Here is a 13,275-nt window from a genome sequence, read left to right as displayed (position 1 = left end):
CGCGGAGATCGGTTGCACGAAACTGGTCGCGGACCCCTGTCGAGCCGAGGCCGGTCACGAGATATCTTGATGTCGAGCAATGTTGCAGACGTGGAGCGGAGCACCCGGTGACTGACTCGACCATCATCTATACGCACACTGACGAGGCCCCCGCCCTGGCGACGTATTCCTTCCTGCCGGTGGTCCGGGCGTACGCGTCACAGGCGGGTGTTCCCGTGGAGACGCGCGACATCTCGCTGGCCGGACGCATCATCGCCCTGTTCCCGGAGTACCTGACCGAGGACCAGCGCATCCCGGACGCCCTCGCGGAGCTCGGTGAGCTGGCCAAGACGCCCGCCGCCAACATCATCAAGCTGCCGAACATCTCGGCGTCCATCCCGCAGCTCAAGGCCGCCCTGGCCGAGCTGCAGGGCCAGGGCTACGCGCTGCCGGACTACCCGGACGACCCGAAGACCGACGAGGAGCGCGAGATCCGCGCCCGCTACGACAAGGTCAAGGGTTCCGCCGTGAACCCGGTCCTGCGTGAGGGCAACTCCGACCGGCGCGCCCCCGCCTCGGTCAAGAACTACGCCAAGTCCCACCCGCACCGCATGGGCGCCTGGACCGCCGAGTCCAAGACCAACGTGGCGACCATGGGCCAGAACGACTTCCGCTCCACCGAGAAGTCCGTCGTGATCGCCGAGGACGGCGCGCTGCGCATCGAGCTCGTCGGCGACGACGGCACCACCACGGTGCTGCGCGAGTCCGTACCCGTGCTCGCCGGTGAGGTCGTCGACGCCTCCGTGATGCGCGTCGCCGCGCTGCGCGAGTTCCTGACCGCGCAGGTCGCCGAGGCCAAGGCGCAGGGCGTGCTGTTCTCGGTGCACCTGAAGGCGACGATGATGAAGGTCTCCGACCCGATCGTCTTCGGCCACGTGGTGCGCGCCTTCTTCCCGAAGACGTTCGCGCGGTACGGCGACAAGCTCGCCGCGGCCGGCCTCACCCCGAACGACGGTCTGGGCGGCATCTACAAGGGCCTGGAGGCCCTGCCGGAAGGCGCCGAGATCAAGGCCTCCTTCGACGCCGAGCTCGCCGAGGGCCCGGAGCTGGCGATGGTCGACTCCGACAAGGGCATCACGAACCTGCACGTCCCCTCGGACGTCATCGTCGACGCCTCCATGCCGGCCATGATCCGCACCTCCGGCCACATGTGGGGCCCGGACGGCCAGGAGGCCGACACCCTCGCGGTCCTGCCGGACTCCTCCTACTCGGGCGTCTACCAGGCCGTCATCGACGACTGCCGGGCCAACGGCGCCTACGACCCGTCCACCATGGGCTCGGTGCCGAACGTCGGTCTGATGGCGCAGAAGGCCGAGGAGTACGGCAGCCACGACAAGACCTTCGAGGTCCCCACCACGGGCACCGTCCGCCTGGTCGACGGCAACGGCACCGCGCTCATCGAGCAGGCCGTCTCGGCCGGCGACATCTTCCGCGCCTGCCAGACCAAGGACGCGCCGATCAGGGACTGGGTGAAGCTGGCCGTCACCCGCGCCCGCGCCACCGGCGACCCGGCGGTGTTCTGGCTGGACGAGACCCGTGCGCACGACGCCAACCTGATCGCCAAGGTCAACACCTACCTCGCCGAGCACGACACCGAGGGCCTGGACATCCGGATCCTCAACCCGGTCGAGGCGACGAAGCTGTCGGTGGAGCGCATCCGCCGCGGCGAGAACACGATCTCGGTCACCGGCAACGTGCTGCGTGACTACCTCACCGACCTGTTCCCGATCCTGGAGCTGGGCACCAGCGCCAAGATGCTGTCGGTCGTCCCGCTGATGGCGGGCGGTGGCCTGTTCGAGACGGGCGCGGGCGGCTCGGCGCCCAAGCACGTGCAGCAGCTGGTCAAGGAGAACTACCTGCGCTGGGACTCCCTGGGTGAGTTCTTCGCCCTGGTCCCGTCCTTCGAGCAGTTCGCGAAGGTCACGGGCAACGCCCGCGCCCAGGTCCTGGCCGACACCCTGGACCGCGCCACGGCGACCTTCCTCAACGAGGACAAGTCCCCGACCCGCCGCGTCGGCGGCATCGACAACCGCGGCAGCCACTTCTACCTGTCCCTGTACTGGGCGCAGGAGCTGGCCGGGCAGACCGACGACGCGGACCTGGCGAAGGCCTTCGCCCCGCTCGCCGAGACGCTCGCCGCGAACGAGCAGAAGATCGTCGAGGAGCTGATCTCCGCCCAGGGCAAGCCGGTCGACATCGGCGGCTACTACCAGCCCGACCCGGAGAAGGCCGCGGCGGCCATGCGCCCGTCCACCACGTGGAACGAGACCCTGGCGTCCCTGAGCTGACGCCCCGGGCCTCCACGCTCCACCGACTCCGCCCCGGCCGGCACAGCGCCCGGCCGGGGCGGAGCCCTGTGCGCCCCCGGCCTTGTGCACTCTCCCCGGCCCTCACCACTCCCGCGTGGCGATCAGCTCCTCCACGTCCGCGTCCGGGAAGCCGTAGGCACGCGCCAGGAAGTCGAAGTCCCCGGCTATCTCCTCCCGGGCCAACGTCTCGATCTCGCTGCCCGCCGCCTCGAACGCGGCCTCCAGGTCGTTGAACTCCTCCGTGGCCGCGTGGGTCAGCGCGTACAGCGCGGCGAGGCCGGCCGGCCGCTCCCGCTCGATGCGCTCGCACAGGGCGAGCAGGATCGCGCGGCCGCGGTCCACGACGTGGTCCGGGTAGTAGGCGTCGTCGTACAGCCCCCGGAGAAACGGATGGGTGCTCACCTGCTCGTTGCTGATCGGCATGACGTCCTCGGCCTCGATGGTCGGCGATGTGGCACCTTGATCCTGCCGGACACCACTGACAACGCCCCCGGAGTCGCCCCCGTGACCGACGCACCGCCGCCCTTCGAGCTGCTGCCGGGGGCCACGGACTCCCCCGTGATCCTCCATGTGCCGCACTCCGCGCGGGAGATACCGCACGCCGTGCGGGCGGGGATCGTGCTCGGGAACCAGGAGCTGGCGCGGGAGCTGGACCACATCACGGACGCGCACACGGACCGGATCGCCGAGCTCGCGGCCGGACCCGCCGGCGTCACCCCATGGCGGTTTGTCAACCGGCTGTCCCGGCTCGTCGTCGACCCGGAGCGGTTCCCGGACGAGCGGGAGGAGATGCTGGCCGTCGGGATGGGGGCGGTGTACACGCGGACCACGCACGGCGGGGTGCTGCGGCCCGAGGGCGTCGATGCCGCGCCGCTCGTCGAGCGGTACTTCGAGCCGTATGCGCGAGCGATGTCGCAGGCCGTGGCGGACCGGCTTGCGGCCGCCGGGCGGGCCGTGATCATCGACGTGCACTCCTACCCGAGCCGGAGACTGCCGTACGAGCTGCACGGGGAGGGGCCCCGCCCCGCGGTCTGCCTCGGTACCGACCCCTTTCACACCCCTCCCGCGCTGCTGGACGCCGCCCGGGAGGCGTTCGGGGAGACGGAGGTCGACACACCGTTCAGCGGGACCTACGTCCCCCTGGAGTTCTACGGGAGGCGGCCCGAGGTGAGCGCGCTCATGGTGGAGATCCGCCGGGACACCTATATGTCCGAGCCGGGCGGTTCCGCCGGGCCCGGGCTGGAGCGGCTCGCGGGCGCGCTGGCCGGGCTGGTCGACGCCGTGTCCCGCTGAACCGTCACCGCCCCGTCACCGTCACCGGCTGGAGCACTCCCGCGCGACAAGCGGGCGGGGGCGCGGGGAGGGTGGGTGCATGACGGAGGAGACCACCACGCTGACCGGCCAGGCCCCGCCCCCGGTACGGGACTGGCCCGCCCTCGACCTGGACGGTACGGAGTTCGACCCGGTCCTCGCCGAGCTGATGCGCGAGGGGCCGCTGACCCGGATCCGGCTGCCGTTCGGCGAGGGGTGGGCGTGGCTGGCCACCCGCCACGACGACGTGAAGCTGATCACCAACGACGCGCGGTTCAGCCGGGCGGAGGTGACCGGTCGTCAAGTGACGCGCATGGCACCACACTTCAAGCCGCGTCCCGGTTCGCTCGCCTTCGCCGACCAGCCCGACCACAACCGGCTGCGCAAGGCGGTCGCCGGGGCCTTCACCGTCGGCGCGATGAAGCGGCTGCGGCCCCGCGCGCAGGAGATGATCGACGAGCTGGTGGACGGGGTGGTACGGGACGGGCCGCCGGCCGAGCTGATCGAGCGGGTCCTCGAACCGTTCCCGATCGCCCTGGTCAGCGAGGTCATGGGCGTGCCCGCCGCCGAGCGGGAAGCGGTGCACACCTGGACCCGGCAGATCATCTCCACGTCCGGCGGGGCCGAGGCCGCCGACCGGGCCAAGAACCGTCTGTACGGCTGGATCACGGAGACGATCCGCTCCCTGGCGCACAGCACCGGTGAGGACGTGTACTCCCTGCTGGGCGCCGCCGTGGCCCGTGACGACATCAGCGAGTCGGAGGCGGCCGGCCTCGCCGGTCCGCTCCAGATCGGCGGCGAGGCCGTCACCCACAACTGCGGGCAGATGCTGTATCTGCTGCTGACCCGGCCGGAGTTGCGGCAGTGGTGGCAGGAGCGGCCCGAGGCGCGGGACGCGCTGCTGGACGAGTTGCTGCGGTACATCCCGCACCGCAGCTCGGTCGGCCTGGCGCGGATCGCCCTGGAGGACGTCGACCTGCACGGGCACCGCATCCGAGCGGGCGACGCGGTGTACGTCTCGTACCTCGCCGCCAACCGCGACCCGGACGTCTTCCCCGAGCCCGACCGGATCGACCCCGGCCGGGCCTGCGCCCCGCACCTCGCGCTGGGCAACGGGCCGCACTACTGCACCGGCGCCGTCCTCGCCCGCCTCCAGACCGAGCTGCTGCTCACCACCCTGCTGGACCGGCTGCCGGGCCTGCGGCTCGCCGTCCCCGCCGACCAGGTCGCCTGGCGGCGCAAGACGATGATCCGGGGACCGCGGACGCTGCCCTGCACCTGGTGAGGGGCGTACGGGCTGGTGCCCGGCTCACTACCGGGTGACTAGGCCCGCAGCCACTCCGTCACCACCACGTCCCCACCGGTCCGCAACCGCAGGGCGAACGGCCCGGACAGCGGTACGTCGCCGGTGAAGCGGCCCAGGGCGTCGGCCGTGAGCGGGGAGCCGGGCCGCGGCCCGCCGAGGACCTCGATCCGGGCCGGCTGCGGCGGCAGCACCTGCCCCATCAGCCCGTGCGCGCTCACCTCGACGTCGACGGTCACCTCACCCGCCCGGAAGGTCAGCATCCGGGGCACGTCGGTGGCGCCCCTGACCGGGAGGGCGTCGACCAGCGAGTCGAAGGTCAGCTCGGCCACGCGCGCGTCGAGGTCGTGCAGCGCGTAGGCGTCGACGGCGAGCTGCTGGAGCTCCGCCGGCACCGGGTCGAGGACGGCGGCGGCCTGCCGCAGCTCCTCCTCCAGCATCCCGGCGTCGAACTCCTCGTCGCCCCATTCCTCTTCGCCGAAGAGGTCGTCGTCGTGCCGGTCGCCGTTCATGCCGCTCACATCGCCCCCCGTGCCTCGAGCCGGGCCCGCAGGCGCCGCAGACAGCGCTGGCGCAGCGGCCCGATGCTGCCCACCGCGATCCCGAGCGCGGCGGACACGTCCTGGTAGCTGGGCGGCGGCGTGGCCATCAGCACGCGCAGCAACTGCCTGCACCGCTCGCCCAGTTCCTCGAACTCCTGCCACAGCCGCCGTACGCGTTCGCTCTGCGCGGCGGCCTCCTCGGAGTCGAGCAGCGACTGTTCCGGCGTGCGGTCCTCGCTGACCCGGTCCAGCAGCCGCGGATCGTCCGTCAGGGTGAGCCGCTGCGAACTCTTGATGACCTTCAGGCACTCGTGGCGCGCGGTGCTCGCCAGCCACGCGCCCGCCTTGCCGGGCTCGCGGATCCGCCCGAGGTGCCGGGCGAAGCGGAACCAGGCCGTCTGATAGACCTCGTGGGCGTCCGCGTCGGAGAGCCGGTGGGCCCGGACGACGGACCAGACCAGGGGGCTCAGCCCTTCCACGAGCGCCTTCCAGGCCGCCGCGTCACCGTCGGCGGCTGCCTGGACGAGTGCGCCGGCATCAGTACGGTCCACGGCAGCCCCACCCCTCGAGTACGGCACGTCATCGTACGCCGTGGAGGGGGCGGCTTCGGCCCTCACAGCCCGGGGCCGAGACGCACGACCGGGACCGGGCGCCAGGTGGGCGGACGCAGGGCCGGGACGCGCGCACCCCGTACTTCCGCCGATTCCGCGTTGGATGCGAGGAGTTGCTGGCGGGCCGCGCGCGGGTCGGTCTCCTTGTGCGCTGTCATGTGGGCGGCGACCAGGCCCGCGGTCACGGGGGCGGCGAAGGAGGTGCCGCTCCACTGCGCGTACCCCTCGAACATCACCTGGTCCGGCTTGGCGGCGTTGCCCTCGTCGCTCAGCACGCCGCTGTGGCGGGGGTGCCGGCAGGTGCAGCCGTAGGAGAAGGCGTAGCGACAGGCGTCGTACGTGGAGTGCTGGTACACGTACGGGACGGGCGAGTCGAAGCCGGTGAGGACGCTGGTGAGGCGTTCGCCGGGGGCGTAGACCTTCACCCAGGGGCCGTGGTTGGTGAAGCAGGCGCCGGACTCACCGTCGCTGCGCAGGGCGCCGACCGACAGCACGGAGTCCTCCCAGCCGGGCAGACCGGCGTAGGCGGCGGGCCAGAACGGCGCGGCACCGGCGTTGTTCCCGGCGGCGGCGACCAGCAGGGTGCGCTGCTCGCGCAGTTCCCGCATGAAGTTCTCGACGCCGAGCAGGCCGTCGGTGCGGCCGTTGGAGGTGCCGGCCGAGAGGCTGAGCACGTCGGGCCAGCCACCGGCGTCGACGGCCTCGAAGAGCCTCTCGCCGAACTCGGACTCCAGGATGGCGCCCGCGTCGTTGAGGCTGCCGCGGACGGTGATGTCGGTGTTGGGCGCGACGGCGGCGACGAGCCCGGCGATGAACGTGCCGTGTCCGACGTACTGCCGCAGGATCCCCTGGTCGTCGCACTCCTGGACCTGGGCGTCGCCGTCGGTGTGGGCGAGCAGGCCGCAGGAGCGATAGTCGTGCATGAGGCCGGTGTCGACGACGAGGACGCCGACTGCGGTGTCCGGGTCGTGGGGTGTGTCGGCGGCGGCCGGGTTGGGCGGCTCGCTGAGCGGGGCGGGGACGGGTTCGTCGCCGGGGCAGGCGTTGACCGCGATGTGCACGACATGGTTGCGGGCGACCATCCGGTGCCCCGCCCGCGACTCGTGCTCCCGAACGGAGCGCAGGGCGTGGGCGACGGAGCGGTCGGTGTCCCGGCCGCCCTCGCCGGGGTCGCCTACGCGGATCCGGGTGATGCCGCTGCGGTTGGTCTGCGGGCCCGCCCGGCGGATCTGCTCCTGGTCGAGGTCGGGTGCCGCCGTGAAGTGCGCCCGTACCGTGTCCTCGACGACTTGGGCCTCCTCGCCGTCGCGGACGAGGACCACGCCCTTCTCGTACATGAACTCCGCCGAGTCGTCCGGGCCCATCGCCAGGGGGACGTCCGGCATCGAACGCTGGATCTGGTCGAACTGCTCGTGGAATCGCTGAGGTGCCATGGCGGGTCCTCCCGTTGGTGCGACGGCGTCGGTCGGTGCCGCTGAGCGGTCGACAACAAGAGCCGCCGGGCCTTTCCTTGATACAGCTCGACACCTGTGTGGCGCGCTCCGGGGCCACTACCATCCGAGGAGTGACAGCGGGAAGCGACTCGGTTACGGAACTGCTGCCGATGGTGTTCGCCGACCCGGGCGAGGCTCTCGCGAGGGCCCGGGCGCTGCTCGACGCCGATCCGTCCCCGTCGGCCGCCTCCGTGGCGCACCAGGTGATCGGCATCTGGCAGCGGGACTTCGGCGATCTGCGGCTCGCGCTGCATCATCTGCGGCGGGCCCGGGAGTGCGCGGCGCGCGCGGACTCAGCCGACCGGGAGGCGGACGTGCTGGCCACGCTGGGCGTGGCGCTGGTGCACGCGGGCCGCACCCGGGAGGGCCTGGCGGCGTTCGAGCGGGGTGTGGCGCGGGGCGGCGGGCACACCAGGGCGCGGGTGCTGTACCGGCGGGCGTATGTGTGGTGGGTGCTCGGTCACCATCGTGAGGCGCTGGAGGACGTGCGCCGGGCGGTGCCCGTGCTGCGGCAGGCGGACGACGTGATCTGGACGGCGCGGGCGCTGACCCTGCGGGCCACCGTGCATCTGGCGCTGGGGGCGGTGGAGCGAGCGGAGGCGGACTTCACCGCGGCCGAGGCGCTGTGGGACACCACCGGCCAGGAGCACGACAAGGCCGACGCGGTGGAGAGCCGGGGGCTGGCCGCGTTCCGGTCGGGGGACGTGCCGGCCGCGCTGCGGCTGCTGGACGAGGCGGAGGAGCGGTACGCCCGGCTCGGCACGCCGACGTTCATGCTGAACATCCGGCGCTGCGAGGTGCTGATGGCCGCCGGTCTCGCCCCGGAGGCGCTGGCCGAGGCGGACGCGGCGATCGGGAAGCTGGACGGGATCGGCGGGCAGTCCACCCGCAAGGCGGAGCTGCTGCTGGCTGCCGCCCGCGCCGCCCGGCCCGCCGGGGACCCGCACACCGCCATCGCGCGTGCCGCCCTCGCCGTACGGCTGTTCGCCGGGCAGCGGCGCACCTGGTGGGAGACGCACGCCCGGCTGGTGCTGATCGAGGCGCGGCACGCGGCCGGGCGCGGCTCGGGGCGGCTGGTCGCCGACGCGGCCACGGTGGCCGGGAAGCTGGCCTCTTTCGGCGCCCCGGCCGCGCCGGAGGCGTCGCTGCTCGCGGGCCGGATCGCGCTGGGTCTGGGCTGGACGGCGGACGCGGAGCGGCACCTGACCGTGGCCGCGCGCAGCCGGCGCAGCGGTCCGCCGCTGGCGCGGATGACGGGCTGGGCGGCGCAGGCGCTGCGGGCGCAGGCCGCCGGGTCGACCCGGGGTGTGCTGGAGGCCTGCCGGCGGGGCCTGGACGTGCTGGACGACCACCGGATGACGTTGGGGGCCTCGGAGTTGCGGGCCCGTGCGACCGAACAGGGTGCTGAGCTGGCGGCGTTGGCGCAGCGGGCAAGTCTGGTCTCCGGCGGGCCGCGGCGGCTGCTGGTGTGGAGCGAGCGCTGGCGGGCCACCGTGCTGTCCACGCCGCCGACCAGGCCGCCCGCCGACCCGGAGCTGCTCAGCGGCATGACCGCCTTCCGCGAGATCGCCTCCCGGGCGGAAGCCGCCCGGATGGAGGGCCGGCCGGTCCCGGCGCTGGAGCGCGAACAGCGGCGCCTGGAGCGGGAGATCCGCTCCCGGACCCTGCACATGAGGGGTGAGGCGCCCGGGGGCGGAGACCGGTTCGACGTCGGCCGGCTGCTGGAGCGACTGGGCGACGAGGTGCTGCTGGTGGAACTCGCCGTGCTCGACGGCCGGGTGCAGGTACTGCTGTGCGGGCGGGGGCGGGTGCGCCGGTTCGAGGCCGGGCTGCTCGCCGAGGCGGAGACCGAGGCCGAGCACGTACAGGCCGGGCTGCGGCGGCTGGCCCACCCCGGGGCGGAGGCCCGGCTGCCGGTGGTGGAGGCGGCGGGGCGGCGGCTGGAGGAACTGCTCCTGGGACCGGCCGCGGCGCACCTGGGCGGCGGCCCGGTGGTGATCGTGCCGCCGGGGCGGCTGCACCGGGTGCCGTGGGCGCTGCTGCCCTCGCTGCGGGAACGGGTGCTCAGCGTCTCGCCGTCGGCGGGCAGCTGGCTGCGGGCCCGGGAGACCCCGCCGCCGCCGGACGGCTGCCATGTGCTGGTGCGCGGCCCGGGCCTGGCGACGGGCGGCGCCGAGGTGCCCGAGCTGGCCGGCCGGTACGAATGTGCGACGGTCCTGGAGGACGACGAGGCGCGGGTGCCGCGTGTGCTGGAGGAACTGGACGGCGCCGCGCTGGCGCACATCGCGGCGCACGGCACGTTCCGCGCGGACAGCCCGCTGTTCTCCTCCCTGCGGATGGCCGACGGGCCGATCGTCGTGCACGACTTCGAGCGGCTGGACCGCAGCCCCTACCGGATCATCCTGTCCTGCTGCGACACCGCCCGCCTCGCCTCGGTCGGTGCCGACGAACTGCTCGGTCTGGTCACGGCGTTGCTGCCGCTCGGCACGGCCGGGGTGGTGGCGTGCAGCGCGCCCGTCAACGACGCCGCGGTGGTGCCGCTGATGCTCGCGCTGCACAAGGGCCTCGATGCCGGCCTGTCCCTGGCGGAGGCGCTGCGCGACGCCCGGGCCGCCCAGCCGGGCGATGCGCTGCACCAGGCCACGGGGTGGGCGTTCTCGGCGTTCGGGGCGGCCTGACCCGTCCCCTGTTCGGGTCAGGCCGCCGGTTCTGGTACCGGCTCAGGCCGGTTGGGCCTCCGGCTGAGCCAGCCACGGCAGGGCGCCGCGGTCGCTCGCGCCGAGCCGGGCGTAGGCGCTGTAGAGGTGGTTGCCGACGGTGCGGACCGACAAGGTGAGGCGTTCGGCGATCTGCCGGTTGGTCAGCCCCGCCGCGGCGAGGGTGACGATCTGCCGCTGCCGGGTGGTGAGTTCGCCGAGGACCAGCCCGGACAGGGCGGGAGTGCGGGCGCCCTGGCAGCGCCGGGCCAGGGCGACGGCCCGGGTGCGCGAGTGCCGGGCGGCGCGCGGATCGCGGTGGGCGCGTACGGCCTGGGCATGCGCTTCGGCGGCGAACAGCAGGTAGCCCCGCCGCTCCAGTTCCCAGGCCACCTCGTCCAGGTCGGGGCCGTCGGCACGGGTGAGGGCGTCGGCGTGCCGGGCGAAGACGCCGCCGAGCCGGTCGACGGCCTTCTCGGGGGCGCCGAGGCGGACGGCGTCGTAGGGGTCGGTGAGCGCCTCCAGGTCCGGGTCCGGGTCGCCCATGCTGTCCAGCGTCGCGCGGGCGCGGTCGAGTTCCGTCCGGCAGGACGCGTCCCGGGGATCGCTGCGCAGGCCTTCCCGCGCCCAGGCCGCCGCCTCCCTCACCTCCCCGCGCAGTCGCGCGAACCGGGCGCGTACCGCGGCGTACCCGACCGGCAGCGGGCCGCCCTCGGCGACAAGCCACTCCCCCACCGGCGTGGCCGTCGCCCGTACGTCGGCCCGGTCGATCCGGCGGGCCAGGGCCGCCGACTCGGCGTCGAGAGCGGCTGCGTACGCCTGCGGGGTCCGGGCCAGGCGGCGCGCCCGCAGCCGGCCCGCCGCGGCCCGGAGCACCGGCCCGTGCAGGGGGTGGGCGAGACGGACGGCACCTCGGTCGTCGACCTCGACCAGGCCGTCGGACTCCAGCACTTCGAGAGCGCCGAGGTCCAGCTCGTCCGGGTCCGACGGCAGGGGTTCGGCGAAGGCGAGGCGGTCGAGGGTCTCGCGTTCGAGAGGGCAGGTCCGGCCGAGCACGGGGGCGGTGCGTTCCCGTACGGCCGTGGTCAGCGGGACCGGGCCCCGCCATGCCCGCTCGCCGGTGTCCGGGACGGGGGTCAGCAGCCCGCGCACCGCCCCCAGGAGGTCGCGCAGCAGCCGCAGGTCGCCCTGGCTCAGGCGGTGCAGCCGGTTCACGGTGAGCGCGTCGAGAGGGCCGGCGCCGGCCGTGAGCAGCCGGGCGGTCTCCTCCCCGGGCAGCGGCTCCAGCGCGAGGCGCGGCAGGAGTTCACCGGTCCACAGCCGGGAGATCGCGCAGGGCACGGGGGCGCCGTCCGCGGCGACGACCAGCAGCCGGGTGCGCCCGTGCACGGCGAGCTGGTGGACCAGGGCGGCGGAGGCGTCGTCGAGAAGGTGCGCGTCGTCCACCAGCAGCGTGCGGATGCCGGACAGCGACTGGACCGCGCGGTGCAGCGTGACCGACTCGGGCAGCAGATGGGCGAACGCGGCGAACGGGATGGTCCGGCTCTCGGGCGTGCCGGCCGCCCGGGCGCAGTCGGTGCCGCGGACCGCCTCGGTGACGAGACGGGTCTTCCCGCAGCCCGCCTGGCCCGTCACCACGATGCCGCGCCGTACGCCGGTCAGGGACCGGCGGACCAGCTCCAGTTCGTCCTCCCGCCCGGCGAACGGCCAGGGCGGCTCCAGCGTCGTCGCGTCCCTCTCGTAAGTCATCACACAGACATGAGCGCGACTACTCACCTTTGATACAGGGCGACTTGAGTAGCCCCCGACTCAGGCGCCCGGGGCGGGCCGCGGGGCAGGCTGTGGCCCATGACCGCACGCTACTGCTCGCTGGCACAGGCGCCGGCGCCCGCCTTCGCACCGGGGCTGGCGGCCGAGCGGCTGAGCGCACTCGCGAGCGGGCGGCGGATGTGGGTCAACGGCACCGTGGTGCACTACTGGTTCTTCGACGGCGACACCGACGCGTCCGTCATCCCCGTGCCGGGGAGGGGGATGACGCGACGGGTCTCGTGGGCCGGCGCCGAGGAGCAGCGGGACGTGGTGCGCGCGGGCTTCCGGGAGTGGCAGGACCTCGGTATCGGGATCACCTTCACCGAGGTCGGCGACCGCTCGGAGGCCGAACTGCGCATCGGTTTCCAGGCGGGCGACGGCTCCTGGTCGGCGGTGGGCCGGGACGCGCTGCTGGCCGGCCGGCAGGAACGCACCATGAACTTCGGCTGGGACCTGACCGCGCCCGGGGAGCGCGGGACGGTCCTGCACCAGGTCGGGCACGCGCTCGGCATGCTGCACGAGCACCAGAGCCCGTTCGCGGGCATCCACTGGGACGACGAGGCCGTGTACGCCGAGCTGGCGGGCGCGCCGCACCACTGGAGCCGGGAGCGGACGCACTACAACATCCTGCGCAAGCTCGGCCCGGACGAGGTCGACGGCCCCGTCTGGGACCCGCAGTCGATCATGGAGTTCCCGTTCCCGCCGGGGCTGATCCTGGAGCCGGAGCAGTACCGCGGGGGCCTGAACCCGCCCGGCACACTGTCCGCCGCCGACAAGGAGTCCGTGCTGCGCTGGTATCCGCCGGCGCATCCGCGGGGTTCGCCGGCGCTGGTGCCGTTCCGCTCGGCGCCGCTCGGCCTCGGGCCGGGCGAACAGGCGGACTTCGTGATCGACCCGCCGGAAACCCGCACGTACACGCTGGGCACCTTCGGCGACTGCGACGCCGTCGTGGTGCTCTTCGAGGAGCGGGACGGGGAACCCCGCTACCTCGCCGGCCGGGACGACGGGGGAACTGTGCACAACGCCACGATCGGCGCCCGGCTCGTCAAGGGCCGCCGCTATCTCGTCCGCGTACGCCTGTACTCCGCCTGGGGATCGGGCGGGACAGCGGTGATGTGCTGGTGACGGCACGGATCCGCCGCGCGGACACCTGAACCACAGT

At 73.7% G+C, this 13,275-nt stretch carries 10 protein-coding genes; 5 read left to right on the top strand and 5 right to left on the bottom strand.

Annotated features, from left to right (window positions below):
* Positions 1-107: 107 nt before the first annotated feature.
* Positions 108-2,327, top strand: coding sequence for an NADP-dependent isocitrate dehydrogenase (locus CEB94_RS35705; RefSeq protein WP_175436081.1), 2,220 nt, complete (start codon positions 108-110; stop codon positions 2,325-2,327).
* A 102-nt stretch (positions 2,328-2,429) separates the two neighbouring features.
* Here the strand turns inward: CEB94_RS35705 and CEB94_RS35700 are convergent, their stop codons facing one another.
* Positions 2,430-2,771: a DUF5713 family protein gene (locus CEB94_RS35700; RefSeq protein WP_175436080.1), complete on the bottom strand. Its 342-nt coding sequence runs from the start codon at positions 2,769-2,771 to the stop codon at positions 2,430-2,432.
* Positions 2,772-2,852: 81 nt separating this feature from the next.
* Here CEB94_RS35700 and CEB94_RS35695 point away from each other — a divergent pair, with 81 nt between their 5' ends.
* Entirely contained in the window at positions 2,853-3,641 is a 789-nt protein-coding gene (locus CEB94_RS35695) for an N-formylglutamate amidohydrolase (RefSeq protein WP_175436079.1), read from the top strand.
* Positions 3,642-3,720: 79 nt separating this feature from the next.
* Positions 3,721-4,944 carry a cytochrome P450 gene (locus CEB94_RS35690; protein ID WP_175436078.1) on the top strand — a complete coding sequence of 408 codons (1,224 nt, stop codon included), beginning with the start codon at positions 3,721-3,723 and terminating at the stop codon, positions 4,942-4,944.
* Positions 4,945-4,982: 38 nt separating this feature from the next.
* Here CEB94_RS35690 and CEB94_RS35685 read toward each other — a convergent pair whose 3' ends face one another.
* The 3 genes from CEB94_RS35685 to CEB94_RS35675 form a co-directional block, all read right to left on the bottom strand.
* Positions 4,983-5,474, bottom strand: coding sequence for a hypothetical protein (locus tag CEB94_RS35685; RefSeq protein WP_175436077.1), 492 nt, complete (start codon positions 5,472-5,474; stop codon positions 4,983-4,985).
* Between the two features lie 5 nt (positions 5,475-5,479).
* Positions 5,480-6,055: an RNA polymerase sigma factor gene (locus CEB94_RS35680; RefSeq protein ID WP_175436076.1), complete on the bottom strand. Its 576-nt coding sequence runs from the start codon at positions 6,053-6,055 to the stop codon at positions 5,480-5,482.
* Positions 6,056-6,117: 62 nt separating this feature from the next.
* Complete coding sequence (locus CEB94_RS35675; RefSeq protein WP_175436075.1) at positions 6,118-7,548, bottom strand: S8/S53 family peptidase; 1,431 nt, start codon at positions 7,546-7,548, stop codon at positions 6,118-6,120.
* A gap of 131 nt (positions 7,549-7,679) precedes the next feature.
* Here CEB94_RS35675 and CEB94_RS35670 point away from each other — a divergent pair, with 131 nt between their 5' ends.
* Positions 7,680-10,286, top strand: a complete 2,607-nt coding sequence (locus tag CEB94_RS35670; RefSeq protein WP_175436074.1) for a CHAT domain-containing protein — start codon at positions 7,680-7,682, stop codon at positions 10,284-10,286.
* A gap of 42 nt (positions 10,287-10,328) precedes the next feature.
* On the opposite strand, the gene CEB94_RS35665 is transcribed toward CEB94_RS35670, so the two are convergent.
* The gene (locus CEB94_RS35665) at positions 10,329-12,053 is read right to left on the bottom strand and encodes a LuxR family transcriptional regulator AbsR2 (protein WP_175436073.1); all 1,725 of its coding nucleotides are present in this window, start codon (positions 12,051-12,053) and stop codon (positions 10,329-10,331) included.
* Between the two features lie 99 nt (positions 12,054-12,152).
* On the opposite strand from CEB94_RS35665, the gene absR1 reads away from it, so the two are divergent.
* Positions 12,153-13,238 carry a beta-glucuronidase AbsR1 gene (gene absR1, locus CEB94_RS35660; RefSeq protein WP_175436072.1) on the top strand — a complete coding sequence of 362 codons (1,086 nt, stop codon included), beginning with the start codon at positions 12,153-12,155 and terminating at the stop codon, positions 13,236-13,238.
* The last annotated feature ends 37 nt before the right edge of the window (positions 13,239-13,275 follow it).

Source organism: Streptomyces hawaiiensis (assembly GCF_004803895.1).
Classification (GTDB): domain Bacteria; phylum Actinomycetota; class Actinomycetes; order Streptomycetales; family Streptomycetaceae; genus Streptomyces; species Streptomyces hawaiiensis.
Note: the sequence above shows the minus strand (reverse complement) of the source record. Positions and strands in the feature narration are given on the sequence as shown.

Coding starts and splice junctions, on each gene's coding strand:
- CEB94_RS35700 (WP_175436080.1), bottom strand. CDS start 2,771: ATGCCGATCAGCAACGAGCAGGTGAGCACCCATCCGTTTCTCCGGGGG.
- CEB94_RS35690 (WP_175436078.1), top strand. CDS start 3,721: ATGACGGAGGAGACCACCACGCTGACCGGCCAGGCCCCGCCCCCGGTA.
- CEB94_RS35685 (WP_175436077.1), bottom strand. CDS start 5,474: ATGAACGGCGACCGGCACGACGACGACCTCTTCGGCGAAGAGGAATGG.
- CEB94_RS35675 (WP_175436075.1), bottom strand. CDS start 7,548: ATGGCACCTCAGCGATTCCACGAGCAGTTCGACCAGATCCAGCGTTCG.
- CEB94_RS35665 (WP_175436073.1), bottom strand. CDS start 12,053: ATGACTTACGAGAGGGACGCGACGACGCTGGAGCCGCCCTGGCCGTTC.
- absR1 (WP_175436072.1), top strand. CDS start 12,153: ATGACCGCACGCTACTGCTCGCTGGCACAGGCGCCGGCGCCCGCCTTC.